The organism is Burkholderia sp. Bp8984 (assembly GCF_003853755.1).
Lineage (GTDB): Bacteria > Pseudomonadota > Gammaproteobacteria > Burkholderiales > Burkholderiaceae > Burkholderia.
Genome location: NZ_QTQN01000017.1, coordinates 22,271 through 42,664 on the forward strand (window position 1 = coordinate 22,271; position 20,394 = coordinate 42,664).

The following is a 20,394-nucleotide window of genomic DNA, read 5'->3' on the forward strand; positions in this document are numbered from 1 at the left end:
GCGACGACATGAGCAAGACCAAGACCACTGGCCTGCCGGGCCTGACCTCGGCCCTGAAGAACAAGCTCATCCAGCAGGCACTCGAACGCAAGCTGCGCGAAGCCGGGCGCGACCAGCCCGCGGCCTCGCCCGTCGCGGGCCGGAAAAAGGCTTCGTCCGTGCCGGAAGCGTACACGCGCTTCGACCAGTATCCGGGCTACCGCCAATTGCGCATCATGAACGACGGCGCCGCCCGGCTCGGCGTGCGCAGCCCGTTCTTCAAGCTGCACGAAGGCACTGCCGGCGCGCAGACCGACATCGCCGGCAACACGTACATCAATTACGCCAGCTACAACTACCTCGACATGTCGGGAGATCCGGTTGTCTCGCAGGCCGCCAAGGACGCGATCGACCGGTACGGCACGTCCGTGTCGGCAAGCCGCCTGGTATCGGGCGAACGCCCGATCCACCGCGAGCTCGAACGCGCGCTCGCCGATCTGTACGGCGTCGACGACGCCATCACGTTCGTGAGCGGCCATGCGGCCAACGTGACCACGATCGGCTATCTGTTCGGACCGCGCGATCTGGTGATCCACGACGAGCTGATCCACAACAGCGTGCTGCAGGGGATCCAGCTTTCCGGCGCGAAGCGCTTTTCGTTCGCGCACAACGACGCCGATGCGCTCGAACGGTTGTTGACAGAACAGCGGCACCATTTCGAGCGCGTGCTGATCGTGCTCGAAGGCATCTACAGCATGGACGGCGACTACCCCGACCTGCCGCGCTTTGTCGACATCAAACGCCGCCATCGGGCTTTCCTGATGGTGGACGAAGCACATTCGATGGGCGTGATGGGCAAGACGGGGCGCGGGATTCGCGAGCACTTCGGCCTCACCGGCGATGCCGTCGATATCTGGATGGGCACGCTCAGCAAATCGCTGGCCGGCTGTGGCGGCTATGTCGCCGGTGAAACCGCGCTCGTCGAGCACCTGAAGTTTCTGGCGCCCGGGTTCCTGTACAGCGTGGGGATGCCGCCGCCGGTGGCCGCGGCTTCGCTCGCGGCGCTGCGGCGCATGCTGGAGTTGCCGGAACGCGTGGCGACGTTGCAGGCACGCGGGCAGTATTTTCTTGCGCAGGCCAAGGCCGCGGGGATCGATACGGGAAGCAGCGCGGGGATTGCCGTGATTCCCGCGATTCTCGGGAGTTCGCTGCGGGCGACCAAATGGTCGGACGCGCTCTTCGAGCAAGGGATCAATGTGCAGCCCATTCTTTATCCAGCCGTTCCGGAGCAGTCGGCGCGGCTACGGTTCTTCATCGCTTGTACGCATAGTGAAGCGCAGATCGACAGGACGGTTGAGGCGATGAAGGTGTTGCTCGAAAAACGGTAGTCGCAGTACGTTCGGGGTCGAGGGCCACTCTTGTTCAAATTCAATAAACGATAACTCATGAAAATCGCTATCGCCGGCACCGGCTATGTAGGGCTTTCCAACGGGATTTTGCTCGCCCAGCACCACGAAGTCGTCGCGTTGGACATCGTTCCCGAGAAAGTGGAGATGCTCAATCGCAAGCAGTCTCCGATCATCGATGCCGAGATCGAAGACTATCTCGTGAACAAGCGTCTAAACTTCCGCGCGACACTCGACAAGCACGATGCGTATGAAGGGGCGGACTACGTCATCATCGCCACGCCGACGGACTACGATCCGGAGACCAACTACTTCAACACGCGCTCGATCGAAGCCGTGATCAAGGACGTCAAGGCGATCAATCCGAAGGCCGTGATGGTGATCAAGTCGACCGTGCCGGTCGGGTATACCGAGAAGGTTCGACGGGAGCTGGATTGCGATCGCGTGATCTTCTCGCCTGAATTCCTGCGCGAAGGCCGCGCGCTGCACGATAACCTGCATCCGTCGCGGATCATCGTCGGCGAGCAGTCGGAACGGGCGAAGGTTTTTGCCGAACTGCTTCGGGAAGGCGCGATCAAGAAGGACATCTCGGTTCTTTTTACCGACTCGACGGAAGCAGAAGCCATCAAGCTCTTTGCGAATACCTACCTCGCGATGCGCGTGTCGTACTTCAACGAACTCGACACTTACGCGGCAACGCACGGGCTCGATACGCGGCAAATCATCGACGGGGTTTGTCTTGATCCGCGGATTGGTGGCCACTACAACAATCCGTCGTTCGGCTACGGTGGTTACTGTCTGCCCAAGGACACCAAGCAGCTTCTCGCCAACTACAAGGCGGTGCCGCAGAACCTGATTCAAGCGATCGTGGCTTCCAACACCACGCGGAAGGATTTCATCGCTGAAGACGTGCTGCGTCGCAAGCCCAAGGTTGTCGGGATCTATCGGCTGATCATGAAGAGCGGCTCGGACAACTTCCGGGCGTCAAGTATTCAGGGCGTGATGAAGCGGATCAAGGCGAAGGGGGTCGAGGTAATCGTGTATGAACCGACGCTGAAGGAGTCGCAGTTCTTTCATTCGAGAGTGGTAGAGGATCTCGAAGCGTTCAAGCGGGAAGCTGACGTGATCGTAAGCAATCGCATAACGGATGCGATTCGAGACGTGGCAGACAAGATATATACACGAGATTTTTTCGGCGAAAACTAAGCAAAATATCTGACCCTGCTTTTCTCGGCATCCCTCGTTTCGCTTGTGTCTCGAGTGCAAGTAGTGTCCAGTCCGTCATTGACTGGACGCCCACCTGACGACCGTGAAACAACGCCTCAATTCGGCGTTACGGACTCTCGCGTCATCCCCCAACGGACCTGATCGATCCACACGCTGTGCGCAGCGGGTTGGGGATTTCCGTACAAGCCGACTCTCACATCGAAGGCATTGACGGAGTTTGGAACCGCGTAGCCCCAAGACCGGCGGGCTCCGCCGAGATATTGGCCGTTGAGCCACATTTCTATCTCCCCGGGCCCGCTCGGATCATTCACGGCACGAGGCAGCACATGCAACACCACCGAATTCCATTTATTGCGCAAGAAATGGACATGCCCCAACGGAACCTGGGTTGACTTCTCGCTGCTGTCGTCCCGCGTTGCGAGAACAAAACTCAGATCATCCTTGCCAGGCAGCATCACGATAAAAGCCGGCGGGCCGGTTTTCTTCTCCTTATATGCTTGCCACACCTGGCTTACGATGATTTCTCTGGAGGGCGGAGGGAAGCTCTTTTCGTCGAAGAAGATCGAAAATCCAATATAGCGACTCTCGCCGAGCCGCAGGCCGGACGGATCGCCCTGGTGCATCAGGGTAAATTCCGATCGATCGTTCTCCGTCTGCCCCGGCGCAGAAGGACCGATGGTCAATTTCAGCGACCGGCCACCCGGCCTGACCGCCCTTCTGCTGAACTGGGGCTCGGAAGACTGCCCCTGATACGGCATATTGAATTTTCTTCCGCCTTGAGAGAGCAAACGGTAACTTCCATTAAACTCCGAAATCGTGCTATCAGAGTCATCGAAATTCGATTCTCTTATAGCGGAACTGGCGCAGCTTGTCCGCTCCATCGAGAGCAACAACATCAATGCGACGGCAACAACATTCAAATTCCTTCGATTGATATTTTTTTTAAAAAGAATGCTGCGAATCGTTGCCGCAAAGTGAGAAGCAATACGTAGCTTTTTGTGCATGATTTCGTCTTTATCCGTAAAACGAATTTTCCGTCAAAGCAGAACATGTGCTGAGTCGAACCTTACGCGCCCCCACGGGCGGAGCCTTCGCGCGGGCGGAATGCCGCGCAGCCCGTCAGACCGCCGCGCGTCACCCAGCCACAATACCACTATGTCATACACTCGACTCATCGTTGGCATGAACGATTATGAAATGAAGATCGCCATATATTCACGATAGCCGATTATTTTATCCATTCAATAAGATTAAAATTTCTATCAGCACGCAATGAGACGCCGACCTTTACCATCCGCCGCACCTGAATGCATTTCGTCCCAGGCAAAAAGCAGTCGTCACCAACCTCATTAGCGATCGAATTGTGAAAAATCTACTAAAGCGGCCGCATCTTCTGCATCATTTCGTCAATCGCTCATATCTGACTGGAAAAAATCCAGTCAGACAACAAACCGAGATCAACATACACATCCTTGTCCAACGGCCGCCCCGTCTCCTTGGATCTCTCACTGTCTAGTGTCTTGACTCTCAACTCTTGGTAATCCAATCGACAGATTGCGGCTATTCTCCAGAAGAAAGTATCGAGCATTCCAGGTGGCGTCATCAGGAGCAGTCGGGTTCCGGGTTTGCAAAACATTGCCGTGCTCAATGCAGATCCCATCACGCCAACGATATGCGTAGCTTCGCTGAAATATCGAACTTGATCGCTCCACTCCAGGTCCTCTGGATAAACAATCTGATAGCCCTGAGACACCAAAAATGACTGCACCTCTTCGTGATTATTGATATTTCTACCGTCTTTTGGTTTCCTAGCAACAAACAACTTTCGGGTTCGACGACCTTCGGCAAGGCCTCCCATACCTTCGACGATACGCTCAGAAAAATTCTTCAGCAACGGCGAGACATATTCACCGGTAATAGCGAAGCCATCCACTATATATATTTTACGCACGACCGTCGGCGAAGTTCCGATATTCAGGAATTCGACATCACTCATGCCAGAATAGCGCGCGATTTGCTTGTACAGTTCGAATATCCCGGGCCGTGTTCCGGCAAGCAGTGCCCATGAACGATCGGACATCATTTTATGCCCAATCCAAGCACTGCCCATTATCTCTACTAGAATATGTCCATAACATATTCCACCGGGTCGCGCGCAAAGTAACGCATCTTTATCGAGTCGACTAGCGGACTGATAGAGTTCCGAAAACTGGAGCTTGGCTTTCTCGATGGTATCACCATTGAAGTTTCGCGCGCTCTCGGAAACGACTGTACCATCCCCTCGAAAGACCAATCCGTTGTGCAGGACCAGTGCATTTTCAATTTCGAGAACTCGAATGTCTCTGCCCGCCCAGCCTCCGACGTTCCAGGCCGACATCTGGCGATCCGAAATATTTTTACTAAGAGATTCGCCCTGCACAACCGGGGGGGAAATCAGAAATCCCGGTGACTCCTTCGTCGCGACCACCTTATCAGCCATCCCACACTCCCTTAAATCAATCCCCGCATTAACACTCATAAACGAGCATTATCGACCGAAGATTTTCATAATTTTTTTCAACCCCATCGATTTCTCGCCTCCTACGACGGGTTCAACCAATGCAATTTTGGCCTGAATACCGGCGATCTCGCCCATCACCTTCGCATGCAGAGATGCCGGCATCTCAGACACCACATCGTTTTTATCGTGACGATAAAAATAATCAGCATGCTTTACTCTCGATGCACGACTCGCACTGCCCTTACGGCTCTTCCCGACAATAAATTCCTCTAATGATTTGACCGCATAATGATTGATACGCGCCCGTGTCCAAACCACCGTGCGGCTCAGCCCATGACCGTGCCTTTCGTGGCACACAACATCATTTCCGTTCGAATCAACGTATCGACCGGAATTTAATTTCGCATGATGCGGATTTTCGAAAAAATCGACGCTGCGTGGACGAACGATACTCTTGTAGTGGTTATTCACCCCAAAATTCATTTCGGCCATCTTTGTGAATTTGTCGATAACCAACCCTGGCTTCACGAAGACATGCCCGGACGACCCGAAGGTCGCCCAATTCAGTGCCAACGCACTCACCCCCGGATTTGAAAATATATCCTCACACAACGGCCGAATTGACTCGGTGCCATCCATCGGAAAAATGAATTCGTCTGCATCTATGAATGCAAGCAGATCCACGTCACTGGGGCATACTTTCAACATATACGTGTAAGCCGGTAATTGGGGTCGCTCTTCATGTGGATTTTCGAAATTAATCACATTGACCAAACCCACCTGAGCCATCTTATCTAGCAGCTCACCTGACCCATCCGTACTTTCGTTGTCGGCAATCAAAAAATAATCAACACCAACAGCGCGATGGTATGCAACCCATTCGACGATGGACTCGCATTCATTCTTAAATATGGCGGCAATCCCAATTTTCAAAACTCATTCACCATAAAAATTAACCCAATCGCGATTTCGTTTTCGCGTTCGACCTTGTACGACGTTTATTGATCGCATTTCTTTCAATTACCTCACACATCGTGGCATCGAACGACTCTACCTGCATACGCACGGAGCGCTGGGTCGCGACGTACTTATAACCTTTTTCGGCCATTTCCGCCAACCTTTCCGGGTGCTCACACGCGTACAGTAACGCTTGTGTCCACGACTCGTCGTCGTTCTGGACCAGAAGGCCGTTCTCTTCGTGAGTGACCACGTCGACGTACGGACGAACGCGGCTACACAGCGCGGGCAACCTCGCCGCCGAGTACTCAATGAATTTAAGATCGGATTTCGCGGAATTGAACCTCGAATCGACGAGCGGAGCAACGCCAAAATCCATCTCTTCCATAACGGCTCGCAACCATCGCACAAAATCTGGATAGTTCTTCTTATCAGATGGAACCGGAATAGATTCGTACCAGTCCTCTTTCGTCGACGTAACACCGATTGTGAAGAGTTTGAAATTCGGAAATTTCGTCTGCACTTCGTTCACGGCATTCCTGAGGAGCGCCAGGTCGTCGCTGTGCGTGGTGGAACCCATGTAGATCACCCATCGAGCATCCGCCTCCTTGGTCCCTAGAAAACCGACTTCCTGCGCCTCGACTGGCGAAAACCAGAGACGATCGCTGACGGCGTTCTCGATGACCACAATGCGGCTATTCAACGACTCGTAGCGGTCCTTGAGCTCTTGAGTTGAAACAGTCACTAGGGAGGCCCGGGAAATCAGTGTACTGATCGATTCCAAATAATTTCCATACTCACCTCCCGCTCGCGCATCGATTTTGGATCTCTCCAGCAAATCGTCATCCAGCTCGAAAATGATCGGAACAGTCGGACCATCGGCGGCATCAATGATCGCGGCGACATTTTCATGATTTACCGCCGTTCTTTGAATCAACAATGCGTCATAGCGCGACATCAATCGGTCTGGATTTGCGCTTTTCTCGATGTATTCATAGCGAACCGGCCGTTCGAGGTTATCGAGCGTTTTCTCACCAAGACGAATGTGCGTCGAGGCAGGAGCCGTCTGCAGCGTATAGTTCGAGACTCGTGAGTTCGGAGTGAGAACGCCAATTTTCGGTCGCGCATCCGAATTATTGAGTATTCCACCACACATGAGCGAACGATATACATCAAAGTATCGATGTGCCATGTAATGGCAATCGTGCAAGAAGCCTTCACCTGCTTGCCATTCCAGAACATTGGCCCGTTTCTCTACGATGCTTTCGGAATTTTCCTTGATGTGGAGAATCGCCTCGAGCGCCGCTTCGGGTGTCACCTCGTCCGCCAGCCAACCGGCCTTCGTGTCCTTGATTCGGTCGCCTGCAGCGCCAAGATCATATGCGAGCACTGGAATACCCAGCGACCACATCTCGGTCAGAGTATGACAATATGTCTCAAGGGAAATGGAGAATACCGCACCGATATGCGGATTGATCTTCTTGACAACTTCCGCGAACTCCCCCCGCTCATACTTTCCGTGAAACACGACTCCAGGGGCGGCCAATAACTCTTCAGCGGCACTTCCCATAATGTGCATTTCGAAATTGCGAGCGATGGAATGATTGCTCAAATATTTTACGACACCCGCGCCCTTCCAATTGGAAATATTTCCCGGAACCAGAATTCTCAGCTTTTCCCGATTATCGTAACGACATGCCAAATTATCAAATTCAGCAAAATCCCGTCCATGCGGAATTACATAAAATTGCCGACTGGCTAGAAACGGGTAGCTTTTCACCAGCAGATCTTTCGCGCTTTGCGCTGTCGTCACAAATGCATCGCATTTACGCAACAGCTTATCAAACATCACTCGCCATTGATTGATTGCATTATTTTTCAGGGGCGGGAAATCGGGTTCCGTCCACAGCGAATGTTTGCATTGGCCGGAACTGGCCGTGCAGCTGCCGGCGCAAAACGTATTGGTTTCGTCGAGCAAATTCACCGTTGGACAAACGGTATAAAAGTCATGAAACGAAAATACAACGGGCAATTCGAGCTTTTTCGCCTGCTCTATCAGCCCGAAGCTGTGCCACGCGACATGTCTCACGTGGACGAGCTCAAATGCATACTTGATCAACCAATGTGAAATCACAACATCGTATTCTTCACTTCGATGCGGAAATGCCTTGATTTCATTGGCGAGGATATGAGCCTCCATTTCAATGTACTCGCCATCTTGGTAGTACATCAGGCTCATACGTCTACTATTGCAACGAAGAACGAAGGCTTCTACTCTGTCGGTCAGAGACTGCATCAAATCCTGATTCGTTTGCGGCGTCCCTCCCGTATACGTCGACAATACATAGAGAATACGCGGTCGCGCTATATCGCCTTGACCGCTTAGGGCGTCCGTAGCAATCCTAACCTGCTGCCGCGCGTTTTTGATCGACTGGGAGTTGAAGCACTCCTTCACGACGGTAGAGTAATTTGGATATCGAGTATCGACAACTCGCCTTCCGGCCGCCATCAAGTCGCGCTTGGAATCGCCGAAACTAGCAGATCGCACGTGATAGACATAACTGGTGTCATCGATGATATGACGCCAACCGAGACGACCGGCACGCATGCAGAATTCGTTTTCTTCCCCATAGCCTCGAGGAAAGCTTGCCGCATCCAGTTCCCCGACCTCATCGAGACAATCACGCTTTATGTACAGACAGAATCCGTTTCCGGTCGGAACGACGGGATACTCTCTCCTGGAAACTTGCGAAATTGCGCGAGCGTACTCGTCGAGACTCAACCATTCAGGAACTGGGGATTCTTCCGGGCCGGCGACCGGCGCCGAGAAGGCACCAGCGTTGTTGGAGAAAGGTGTCACCGTTCCAATATTCTTTTCCGAATATGCAGCGTACCTCAATCTCCTGAGCCAACCAGGCGTTACTTTCGTATCCGAATTCAGAAAGACGACGTCTGCTCGCCCAGCCAAGGCTATTCCTCGATTGACGGTCTTCGTAAACCCAAGATTCGACTTATTGGCATGAATTTCGACATTTCGCTTCCCTTTGTATTTGCCTAGAACCTTTTTTATTCTAGGGTCCGGGCTCGCGTCGTCAATTACGATAACGCGACATGCATTTTCCGTATGTGCCAGTACGGCTTGCAGGCAGTCGTCAACCTCTCTTGGTGCGTTATAGACCGGAATAATCACAGCAGGCAAATGCTTGTTGCTCTGCAGTCGATCGGCCATTTCGTATGCCGCTCGAATGGACGAGCAATTTTCTTCAGACTGAAGACTTCCGTCTCGTTCGACTGAATTGAGTCCCATCCACCAGATCTTGAACTCCGGCACGGGCGGTCTCGCCAGGTATCCTTTCAATTTTCCGAACAGGCAAAAGTGAACCAGTGGATTCATGCCCTCCGGAATCTCCGTGCCATACTCGCTCACGTACCACTTGGTGCTAAATGCAGGCCCCGGATCACGCCCCTCTCGCCCGCCATGCCTCACATAGTGCGAAACAGGATCGATGTTTCGTCGAGCGACATCTTTGTATTCAGACAGATACCAGGGTTTATTGAATAGGCCGCTCGCCTCCACGACGCGAATCAATTCCTGGAAAGTATGCTTGGCCTCGGAAAGCCGAGAGTTGGCAGGTTCCTCCTTCCGCACATCCGATGATGTTTTTTCCGATATCTGAATCGCGCGCCCTTCCTTGACAGGATCGCCCGGAGCTACCTCGCCCCTCTCAGTCGACTTTTGAGCGGATCCTCGCTCCTTTGTTTCATCGGTGGCACGCGTCCCCTTATCGCGCTCGCCGGGCGATCTCTTTTCACCCTTGTCAAGACTAACCGACACAGGATCCGGTTGGAGCCTGGGAAGATACCCAACCGAACGCACCGGATCGTCCTTTTTGTCGACGGGCGAAGGGCGTGCCGGCCGCCCAAACAAAATTCCGTATTTTCGATAGTGTTCAATGGGAGTCATTCCCGAGAATGCAACATCGGGATACTCCCGTGCGTACCATTCTTCATCGATTTTCACTGAAAACTCTTGAAACTCACTCGCCATAACTACTCTCCCAGCCCTCGTGGAATACAATTATTTGGATTTTTTATTGGCAGCAATACTTAGCAGCAGTGGATTATTTTCCGCATTACTCGACATCGCCGATAGATCGGATATTGCGATAAAGTTCGGATTTGGACGCCTCCCCTCTTTGGCGCCAAAAATCAAATAATGCAGAATTGGATCTTGCCCACTTTCGGCCACATCCGGATACTCCATCAAGTACCAATTTGCATCGAATAAGCCAGATCTCTCAATAATTCGTCGACGTTTTTTCAACTCTTTACTTTGAGAATCTTCGAAGAACGGAATTTCAAATTTTCTCAATGGAGCCGTAATCTTCCAGGACACGGTCTCCTTTATCCTTTCCAGCCTCGTCTTGTATAGAAGAACGTCTTTTTCTCTAGCAGCGAGTTCACGCTCCTTTTCTTCCAGCAACCGCGCCAGCTGCCCAAGCTCGCGGAAGCGTCGATTCAGGCTCCTCTTCAAATCATCACACGAAGAAATCAATCTTTTGTTTTGACGATCAATCTCCTGAACGTAACGCTCGAGTTCTTCCATCTTTGCACGCCCTTGATCATCAATCATACAAGTCTCTCACTACAGCCCCCTCAGAATTAGGCAACATTCCGACGAATTTCCTCAAAGATCCGTATAGACGCGAATGCCTTCCTCTACGTCGTCATATATCTTAACCGTGCCGTTATGCAGCAGCAGCACGATGTCACACAGACTCCTTACTTGATTCATGTTGTGAGTAACGACAATCAAATTGGAGTGCCCTACACGTTTCTTGAATTCCTTCTCTGCTTTTGCTCGAAAATGCGCATCGCCGACGGACATTGCCTCGTCGACCATGTAATAGTCAAAATCAAATGCCAGACTCATTCCGAATCTTAATCGAGCACTCATCCCCGACGAATACGTCTTGACTGGCTGATTGAAGTAATCGCCAAGTTCAGCAAAATCTTGAACATAGTTGATTATCTTCTCCATGGTATCGCCTTCGGCCCCCAATGCTCGGCATATGAACTTCACGTTCTGGCGCCCCGTCAATGACCCTTGGTATCCGCCACCAAGCCCCACCGGCCATGAGATTCGTTTATCCGTGAGTATTCGCCCTGCATCCGGAACATCCGTTCCGCATAGCAGCCGCATCAGCGTACTTTTCCCAGCGCCATTTCGGCCGATCAATGCAATATTCTTGTCGGGTGGCACGACAAACGAAAGATCACGAAATATATACTTTCGACCGAGCTTGGTTACATATGACTTGGTCAGCTTATCGAGCGCGATCATTATGTATTAACCACCCTCAAATTTTGACGGCGACGCCTGTACAAAAGCATCGCAAACAGCAAAACGATGAGCGAAAAGATAAACGGATAACCCAATCCTAACCCCTCTGTTGCCGGATAGTTATCGATCATCGCAGCGCGAATCTGGTCGATCACCGCAACATATGGGTTAATTGCCATGAAATGTAACTTCTCAGCGGGAATTCGCCAGATCGGAAAAAATATCCCCGAAGTTATATACAGGGGAATGTACGACAGCTTCAATATTCTTCCGCTGTTAGGGATCGCATTTCCGATAATTGCATACAGGACCCCGATGGAGAACGACAGGAATACACCGACTGACAACGCCAGCAACCACTCCAGCGGATCGGCAATAAGCAAATCGTGGTCAAACCAGACTACGAGAAAGAAGCAGATGATGAAGTAAACGAACGAATATATGCATATCTCGACAATCACGCGAGCAACAAACGTATCGAAAGGTGTGACCTGTCGATACGAGAACAACCCCTGATTTGCCTGAATAGAGTCAACCATTCTCCACGGAATACTTCTCATCAGGTTAAATGGCACGATGCCACTCACCATATAAACTACGAAATCCACGCCCAAGACCGGGTTATGCCAAAAATGGGCATGAAAAATCATGACCACCGTCAAAATTGCCAGCGGCTCCATGATCACCCAGATAAAACCCATTCTCCGGGCGTCGAAACGCGTTTGCATCTCCCGCATAAACAATGCAAACAACACTGCCTTAACTATCTTTATAGGCGGACGCTTTGTCTTAAATGAACGCTCGAGAGTTTCCATAATTCAAATCCTTAGAATGAATCAACTCTCTGTCCGAGCAACAACACCTGAACTATTGGCGTAATGATCTTTTGCATCTCGTAAACAGGTGCATTGGTCACATAAACCGTGTCGTCCGGCAGAACGAGGAAGTCTTTCGCCATGAACATCGATGCCGGCTCACGCATGTCGACGTGAAACACCTGGGCAGTCTTCTTCCCGTTCTCGTCACGGTCCGATAGACGGAATACAAATACACCGCTCGGATTCGCACTCCGCTCACTTAATCCGTGCACGGAACCAAGCACCTCCAGCAGGCTTGGCGTAGCAGAGGGCAGATCGTGCAGACCAGGGTCACCAACGGCACCCATGGCGACGAATCGCTTGCGCGCCCGATCCAGCACAACCTCGGAGTTTGGTGGTACGGGAATATTCCCTCCCGCCAACAAATCTTGATAATTGAACACCTGTACGGACTTGCCAGTGCGAAGGGCAACATTGATCAAGTACGGTTCGAGGACCGGACCGCCCGCTTGATTGATCGCATCTAGCAATGTCAACGGACCCTTCAGTTTCGAGAAGCGGCCCGGATTCTTAACTGCACCGGCAACGAGAACCGAACCGGACAGATCGCTCACCAATTCCACATGGACCTGGGGTTCTCCGGCGCGGCCTTTGAGGCCGCGCCGGATAAGGTCCTCTGCTTCTGACAGACTCAGCCCGCTTACTTTCTTTTTACCGAGATAGGGAAGCGATATTGCGCCATACGCGTCCACCAGGACTTTGTCAAAGGTCGTTCCACCTTGCGCCAGCGCCGCAAATACAGCAGCTTCTCCGCTGTCGTCGGAAATCATCACCTTAAGTACGTCGCCGGGCATCAACCGTACGTCCATCATAGCCGGAAACACCACGTGCTTCAGTGGCTCGCCTTCCGGCCTGCGCACATATGCACCTACGTTTTGCGGCGTCAGAGAAATGAGCTGATACGGGTAGGCCGCATTTTGCGCACTATTTTCGGACGTTATTTCTGCGACTCGAGGACCTGTGCCGGACAAGGTCTGACAACCACCCAGGATCAACATGCCGACGAGCAGCGCACCTACGGATACAGAGCGACGACCGCTCACACCGCACTTCAAAATCATACTTCTGTACATAATAGCCGCTCCCCGCCTTCTAGTCCTGGTGATCTTTGATCGTAGCAATGACAAAACATGTAATCCCATAGACCAACAAAACAACAACCAAAGCGGTAAAGAGACTATACATGCGCCTCGGAAACAGAGATTCCTCCGGCATATTCGGATTGACTACGACAACCAAACTGCGGAGTTTCTTTGCCGCTTCAATTCGCGCCGTATTCATTGACGCGACGGACCCCTTATAAGCATCTTCAGCGATCCCTGCGTCAATTTCCAGCGCTTGATACCTGGATGCGATCACGTTCATTTGATTCTGCGAATCCTTGGCGATCAATTTTTCCTGCTCGGCGGCGATTTGACCCTGGATGGCCTGAATTCTAATTTTTTGCTGTCGTACTCGCGGACTATCTTCCGCAAAATTCGCGTGGAGCGCTCGCAGAACCGTATCTTCCTTCGCGAGATCGGCTTGCAGCGTTGTAATAACCTCGTTCCGTGCACGTGCGGTCTGACGCGCGTCGAGTACGTTATTTGCGCCCTGGAACTTCAGCAGTGCTTGCCGCTTCCCTTCGAAGACTTGACGGGAGCGAGCAACTTCGCTTTCGGCGAAGCTAACTTGTTCACGCGCCAATCGATGAGATATCTCGTTAACAAACCGGTCACTTTCCGAAATGATCAGAGCCAATGTTTGCTTTGCGAAATCGCGATCGAACGCATCGACGGCGATAGTCAGTAGCCCGGTGGTTTCGTCATATTGCGCATGAACCATCCTCTGATAATATTTCAACACCTCTTCTCGTGATGCATTAGGCGAAAGGTAATACCACATATCGCGAGTATGCCCCGAGTAATGCTCACTCCACTTCAACTTGCTTTGCAGGATATCGAGCATATCCTGTGAAATAACAAATTCACGAACATACAACGTCTCTGCGCTTGAGCTAAGCGCGCCACCACCCATCAATACCGCCAACCCCGAAATTTGCGCTGCAGCCGCATCGTCACTCGAACCGACCTTGTGGACGACAACTTGAGACGTGCTGACGTAACGATTGCGCGCCAAAATTCCGTAGTACACGGCGGCCAGTATCATAGGCACCACCACCATGTACAGGAATAGCCTGTTTTTCTTGATACTATCGAGATTCATTTCTTTTGCATTCTTTATAATTTCACGCGATGCCGGACACAATTCGGCATCAGGATCGACATGGAACTTTTTTGTTGCACTACTGCCGCGCGCTTGAACGATTACCCCTCGTCCACGGCCGCTGAATATCTGGCATTGCCGCCAGGGAGAAATCAGGCTGAAGATAGTTGAGGTTCGGATTGTAGTAAGGGTCGTGATGCATCAGATGCGCCCAGCGCTTTCGCATATGACTGACCTCGGCGTTGAACCGGCGTCGTTGGGCAGGTTTGTCATCCTTGCCCCGAGAAACCGATTCATGGTGATACAGCACTGCATGCGGGGTCCACACCACACGAAATCCCGCATCTCGTACGCGCAGGCAATAATCCACATCATTAAAAGCTACCTTGAGATGCGTTTCGTCCAATCCCCCCAACGTCTGATAAGTGACCTTCCGCGTCAACAAACACGCCGCCGTCACCGCCGACAAATCCTGCGCAACCAACGCCCGTCCACAATAACCAGGCTCGTTCCGCCCGATCCCGTTATGCAAATGGTTCGCGCACCCGCCCGGCCCCACCGTATCGCCCGCATGCTGGACCGTATCGTCTCCATAAAGCAGCTTGGCGCCGACCGCGCCCACGTTACCGCTCGACAACACCCCCACCATCTCCCCCAACCACTCCGGGGAAATCACCTCGGTATCGTTGTTGAGCAAACACACCAACTCGCCCCTCGCGTGGGCAATCGCCACATTGTTGATACGCGAGTAATTGAACGGCTCATCGAACGCCAACACCCGAACATTGGCCACCTGCTGCAAGCTCCGCAGGTAGTCCAGTGTTTCGGGTTCGACGCTCTGGTTGTCCACGACGAGAATCTCGTACGGCCCGTAGCGCGTCTTCTCCAGCACACTGGTGATGCAACGACGCAGATGCCCCAACTGATCGCGCGTCGGAATGACGATGCTGACCAGCGGAGCCGGCTCCGCTATCGCGTAACGCACCCGGCATCTGCCAGGCCCCGCGCCTTCCACCTCCGCCGAGATCCCGACGCGGCGCAAATGCGCAGTCACCGCACTCACCGTTTCAACGCCATCGACCGGCCCTTCTCTGGGCGTGATATGCCAAAGCGGGGCAGGGACGTGCACCATCGGTGAACCGAGTTCGCTCAAACGCAGCAGTAATGCATGAGCGACATTCGCGCCATTCACGTCCGCACCGAATTCAGGCAGACGATATGCATACCGGCCGTTCCAGACGAACGCCTCTCCAATGTAGTTAGTGGAGCGCAGCAGCTCGGGGGACCAATCCGGCTTGAAAACGGGATCACACAATTGACCGTCTGCACCGACGACATCGTGATCCGCATAAATAACAGCAGCATCCGGCGTTTTGACTACAGCGTCCGCGAGACAGAATAACGCTTGCTCCGAAAGCGTGACTCCCGCGCGGATAACAAGGCGCCACTCGTTCTGCTCGACTGTCGTCGACATCAAACGGGACCATTCTTCAGCCGAATCGCCCGTCACCAATTCGACGTCAAATCGCTGATAAGTCTGCGCCGCCAAACTGGTTCGCGTCGCGTCGATATCGGCCTGTGTAGTTTGCCGGTTTGCCGACAAAAAAATGTTAAATCTTGGTGAGAACTGCCAACTTGCAGCACGACGACTCATCAGGGCGCGATCCGTCGGCGTAATAGCATAGAAATCCTGATACCACCCCGAGTAGCCGCCACGAAACACATTTGCCCGAAAGCGGCAAGCCACATCGTACGCGTAATCAATATCGGAGAAAAGCGTAGCTGGCGTGAGTCCCGCTCGGATACACCTGTGCCAAGGCTGCTTGTACAACGTGCATCCCACTCTCCATAGCTGTCGCAAACGATACACTGCGAAACTCAAGCGGCGATATTGAAGGAATTCCATGCGAGCAGGTTGCTCGGCGCCGTCCACGATCAAATGGATCGCCCGCACAGCCGCGTCAGTCTTGACTAGCTCCTGTATGCGTCCCTTGCTGCTTATCAAGACTTTTAAATATTGTGTCCGAGCGCCATCCAGGGTAAGCACTGCGGTAGCAACGCGCGCCTTGCCCTTGTCCACCGCCAGCCCTTCTATCAGCCACGCCATGGTCGCGCGGCCATTCCTCTCAGATTTTTTAACCAGCACTTCGTCACTACCTGTCTTGACCATGACGCCACTTTGGATCCGCGATTATAATTCACGACCAGAGGATGACCAGATAAACCTAGAAGTATCGAACATGCGCCGATCTATACTATTTCTCCAGGGCCCGCCCTCGCTTTTTTGGCGTCAACTATGCGAGCGGTTCGATTCGGCGGGCGCACGCACGCATCGGATCAATTTTTCGCTGGGAGACTGGGCCTACTGGCGCAAATCCGGCGCAGTCAACTACCGTGGGCGCTTTAGCCGCTGGGCTGGTTTTCTGCGCGATTATCTGGTACAGCACCAGATTACCGACATCCTCTACTTTGCTGATCGCCTGCCCTATCATGCGGTCGCGCGCGAAGTGGCCGAATCGCTCGGCATTCGTACGTACGCGGTCGAATTCGGCTATCTGCGCCCCGATTGGCTAACGCTGGAGCGCGGCGGAATGGGCACGCTGTCGCACTTCCCCACCGATCCGCAAACGATTCGCGCGATCGCCCGCCGTGTCGGCCCATTGAAACAGGACGACGCACATTATTCACATTCTTTCGGGCAGGAGGCGTTCAACGAGGTCCTTTATAACCTCCTGACCTCGTTGGTGCCATACTTCTTCCCACTCTATCGTACGGACAAATATTACTTACCGTTACTGGATTATCTGCGCTGGTTGCCGCGCATGATTGGCCAGCGACTGTATGAACCGGCACGGGTAGCGGCTGCCGACGTATTGCGCCATTCCGACGACCGCTACTGGATGCTCGCGCTGCAAATGCAGGCCGATTACCAGCTACGCGCCAATTCCGCGTACAGCGATCAGCGGCACGTGATCGAGGAAGTCATTTCGTCATTCGCTCAGCATGCGCCGCAGGACGGCTCGCTGATCATCAAGCTACATCCGCTCGACAACGGGATGGAACGCTGGGAGCGATTTGTCGCACGCACGAGTGAACGTCACGGCGTGACATCGCGTGTCATCGCTGTGACGGATTGCGATCTCAAACGCACGATTAAACACAGTCAAGGTGTAATTACGGTCAATTCGACCGTCGGTCTGCACGCGCTACGTGCCAATTGCCCGGTAAAAGTCTTGGGCATGGCGATGTACGACATCGAAGGACTCACGCACCAGGGGCCGCTGGAAACGTTCTGGACTCAACCGCAGCGCGTCAACAAGCCGCTGCTCAAGGATTTCGTGGCGGCGATCGCCGCCACCGTTCAAGTACACGGCTCGTTCTACAACCGCGCGGGCCGCGATGCGGCATGCGCCGAAATCGTGCGTCGCGTGCTGAACGACGAGGTCAATGGCCAGGGCGCGTTTGTCGACCCGCCCCCGCGGCTCGATCGCGCGCTGCAGTCGAATGTCCCGATCTTCGGCTCGCTGCGCGGTAGCGGTATCGAACCGGCAACGGGCGTGGCCCCGGTCATCACGCCTCCCGAAACAGACGTGCAACCCAGTGGCGCCAACGTGGCACCTGCGGCGTAGCACGCCATTCGACGAGTTCCTGCAGTGCCCGCTCCGGCGTGGTGAAGCGCTTCGTCGTTCGGCTCACATAGGTGGGATACAGAATCAGCGCCGCCGCCACGAGTTCGTCGAGCTTCAGCACACGAGCGCGCCGCTGACGCACCGCTTCCGTCAAGCCGGCATCGCGTGTCATGCCCCAGCCCGCGTAGAAAGGCTGCCCGTAAGTCACGACCTTCACGCCACGCATCAGCGCCTCAAACCCGGCCAGCGACGTCAGCACATGCACTTCGTCCACGCTGCCGAGCAGTTCGTGAAACGAAACTGAGCCAAGCGTCTCGTCGCACCACTGCGCTGCGTCGCCCTCGCCGCGCCCCACATTGCGCAGGCCGGCCACGACGTCCGGGTGCGGCTTGTACAGCAGGTACGCATCGGGATTGGCGACCCGAACCGCACGCAACAGATCCATATTGCTGCGAATATCCGACGCACCGAAGCGGATCGACGCATCCGTCTCGACCTGTCCGGGCACCAGAATCACGCGCCGCCCCTGCGGACGGCTCCAGTTCGCGCGGCCCGCGAGGTTGTACTTGGTAATGCCCGCATCGCAGATGGCCCGGCGCAGACTGGCTGCACGTTCAACCAGTTCGGCGGAAAACGTCGCGTGTGCAAGCAGCATTTCCAGTCTGGAAGGCCGGGTGGCATCGTAATAGATGCCGACGTCGTCCTGCACCCACGACAACGGGCGAGTCAGGTCGGCGCCGAGGCCGACGGAGCGCACGAAGCCGTCCTCGACGCGGATGACCGGGTGCATCGCGGACAATGCGGGGGCAAGCCGGTCGTCAAGCTTGCGTCCCCACGTGGCAACGGCGGCATCGCTCGCCCGCGGCATCCGCCAGCGAAATCGAACGGCGCTGCCGCCGAAAAACTGACGCACATAGTCCTTCTTCCAACCTGAAAACCCGAGCGCATCGATCTCGACGGGAAATCGTTGCCGCATCCGGCGCTGCAACGCCAGCCACGCGATCACGGCTTCAACCTCGCAGCGCTTGCCGGTTTCCGGATCGACATAGCGGCAATAATCGATCAGCGCAGCATGAACGAGTTGCTCCAACGTGGCCATACCGCGTCGCCCGGGTGCCGGCAACTCGTCCCGAGTCAGCCCCCACCCCGCGTAGAACGGCATGCCGAATACACGCACCGGCAGCCCCCATATCAATGCCTCGAAACCGAGTTGCGAAGTCACCGTATAAACCTCGTGAACCAGCGGCAGCACACTGGCCGGATGCGCGCTGTCGGCCAGCACGCGCACGCGCGGCATCGCGCGCACCGCGTCGAGATCGAAATGGCCTTGCTTGCGGCCGGACACGACGTCGGGATGAACCTTGAGCAGAATCGTGCGATCGGGATGATCGCGCAGCGCGGCTTCCAGCATGCGGTGGAAGCTGGACGCGTCGGCAAGACCGCAGGAAATCGAGGCATCGCCACGCGTCTGGTCCACGACCAATATGCATCCATCGGGCAATGCCCTGTCCAGGTCGCGGCTGTGGTTGTATTTGGACACGCGGCCGTCCCGCCATGCCGCAGCCAGTGCGCGAGCCCGCGTGATCTGGTCGTCGCGCAGCGGCTGCGCAATCAGGGATTCCAGCCTCGATGGCTGGCTGCCGTCGAGATAAAGCCCGACATCGTCGAAAATGACCGAAAGCGGAGGGTCGTCCTTGCCGAGTCCGACTGAACGCACGAAGCCGTCTTCGATGTGATAGACCGTGAGGCCATGTTTCTTCGCGTAGCGCTCGGCGGCCATTGCGCTCGGACGGCGCCCCCATGCAAGGACACCCGCACCCGCGACCGGCTGGCCCACCGGCCGGTAGTGCAGTTGAAAATCATCCAGCAACGCGGCGAGTGTCGGGATGCGGTTCACGCCGGGCGCCATCGTATAGGCGCGCGGCGGCAAACCTGTCGACGCTTTTCGAAGCGGCTGCCCGGCGAATTCGCCCCGGCCAACAGAAAAATCAGTCAAAAACTTGAGCCTCGACAAATGCGGCCACACGCGCTCACGCGATCCGGTAATTGCCGAAAGCGGAGGTATATCCTGCGAAGCCGGAGTAATGGAATATCGATGCGCCCACCGGGATGGTCATGTCGAGCGGACTTCGGATATCGATCCGCGCAACCGGACGACAACGGCAGAAATGCTGCGCGCACGATGCAATTCATGCGCTCACCACCTGCCCTCATCCTCGCGCGGGAGCAATCGCATTGTACTTCTCGACCCGCCACCACTGCCGTATCC

14 protein-coding genes are annotated in these 20,394 nt (G+C 54.3%); 3 read left to right on the plus strand and 11 right to left on the minus strand.

The annotated features are described in order from the left end of the window. Window positions 1–8: 8 nt before the first annotated feature. On the plus strand, window positions 9–1,367 hold the full coding sequence (locus DID98_RS18450) for an aminotransferase class I/II-fold pyridoxal phosphate-dependent enzyme (RefSeq protein ID WP_124571170.1): 1,359 nt from the start codon (window positions 9–11) through the stop codon (window positions 1,365–1,367). 57 nt (window positions 1,368–1,424) lie between these two features. Beyond that, window positions 1,425–2,591, plus strand: coding sequence for a nucleotide sugar dehydrogenase (locus tag DID98_RS18455; protein ID WP_124571171.1), 1,167 nt, complete (start codon window positions 1,425–1,427; stop codon window positions 2,589–2,591). A 116-nt stretch (window positions 2,592–2,707) separates the two neighbouring features. On the opposite strand, the gene DID98_RS18460 is transcribed toward DID98_RS18455, so the two are convergent. The 10 genes from DID98_RS18460 to DID98_RS18505 all read right to left on the minus strand — a co-directional run bounded on the left by DID98_RS18460 (window position 2,708) and on the right by DID98_RS18505 (window position 16,666). After that, entirely contained in the window at window positions 2,708–3,616 is a 909-nt protein-coding gene (locus DID98_RS18460) for a heparin lyase I family protein (protein ID WP_124571172.1), read from the minus strand. 410 nt (window positions 3,617–4,026) lie between these two features. After that, entirely contained in the window at window positions 4,027–5,091 is a 1,065-nt protein-coding gene (locus tag DID98_RS18465) for a DUF563 domain-containing protein (RefSeq protein ID WP_185640870.1), read from the minus strand. 48 nt (window positions 5,092–5,139) lie between these two features. Next, the gene (locus DID98_RS18470; protein ID WP_124519921.1) at window positions 5,140–6,045 is read right to left on the minus strand and encodes a glycosyltransferase family 2 protein; all 906 of its coding nucleotides are present in this window, start codon (window positions 6,043–6,045) and stop codon (window positions 5,140–5,142) included. Between the two features lie 19 nt (window positions 6,046–6,064). Continuing rightward, window positions 6,065–10,090, minus strand: a complete 4,026-nt coding sequence (locus tag DID98_RS18475) for a glycosyltransferase (RefSeq protein ID WP_185640871.1) — start codon at window positions 10,088–10,090, stop codon at window positions 6,065–6,067. Window positions 10,091–10,147: 57 nt separating this feature from the next. Next, window positions 10,148–10,702: a hypothetical protein gene (locus tag DID98_RS18480; RefSeq protein WP_124571175.1), complete on the minus strand. Its 555-nt coding sequence runs from the start codon at window positions 10,700–10,702 to the stop codon at window positions 10,148–10,150. A gap of 54 nt (window positions 10,703–10,756) precedes the next feature. Further along, window positions 10,757–11,413, minus strand: a complete 657-nt coding sequence (locus DID98_RS18485) for an ABC transporter ATP-binding protein (RefSeq protein WP_124540631.1) — start codon at window positions 11,411–11,413, stop codon at window positions 10,757–10,759. Next, the gene (locus DID98_RS18490) at window positions 11,413–12,228 is read right to left on the minus strand and encodes an ABC transporter permease (protein ID WP_124519929.1); all 816 of its coding nucleotides are present in this window, start codon (window positions 12,226–12,228) and stop codon (window positions 11,413–11,415) included. The genes DID98_RS18485 and DID98_RS18490 overlap by 1 nt, the downstream gene beginning before the upstream one ends. 11 nt (window positions 12,229–12,239) lie before the next feature. Beyond that, a complete protein-coding gene (locus DID98_RS18495) occupies window positions 12,240–13,334 on the minus strand; it encodes a polysaccharide biosynthesis/export family protein (protein ID WP_260427826.1) in 1,095 nt (364 codons plus the stop codon). Between the two features lie 49 nt (window positions 13,335–13,383). Beyond that, window positions 13,384–14,496 (minus strand): ABC transporter permease, encoded by a 1,113-nt coding sequence (locus DID98_RS18500; protein ID WP_124520039.1) that lies wholly within the window; start codon window positions 14,494–14,496, stop codon window positions 13,384–13,386. Window positions 14,497–14,575: 79 nt separating this feature from the next. Beyond that, window positions 14,576–16,666, minus strand: coding sequence for a glycosyltransferase family 2 protein (locus DID98_RS18505; RefSeq protein ID WP_260428087.1), 2,091 nt, complete (start codon window positions 16,664–16,666; stop codon window positions 14,576–14,578). Between DID98_RS18505 and DID98_RS18510 the strand changes: the two genes are divergently transcribed. After that, the gene (locus DID98_RS18510) at window positions 16,665–18,125 is read left to right on the plus strand and encodes a capsule biosynthesis protein (protein ID WP_260428088.1); all 1,461 of its coding nucleotides are present in this window, start codon (window positions 16,665–16,667) and stop codon (window positions 18,123–18,125) included. The two genes, DID98_RS18505 and DID98_RS18510, sit on opposite strands and share 2 nt — an antisense overlap. Here the strand turns inward: DID98_RS18510 and DID98_RS18515 are convergent. After that, entirely contained in the window at window positions 18,067–20,151 is a 2,085-nt protein-coding gene (locus tag DID98_RS18515) for a capsular polysaccharide biosynthesis protein (RefSeq protein ID WP_260428089.1), read from the minus strand. The genes DID98_RS18510 and DID98_RS18515 overlap by 59 nt on opposite strands. Window positions 20,152–20,394 lie beyond the last annotated feature (243 nt).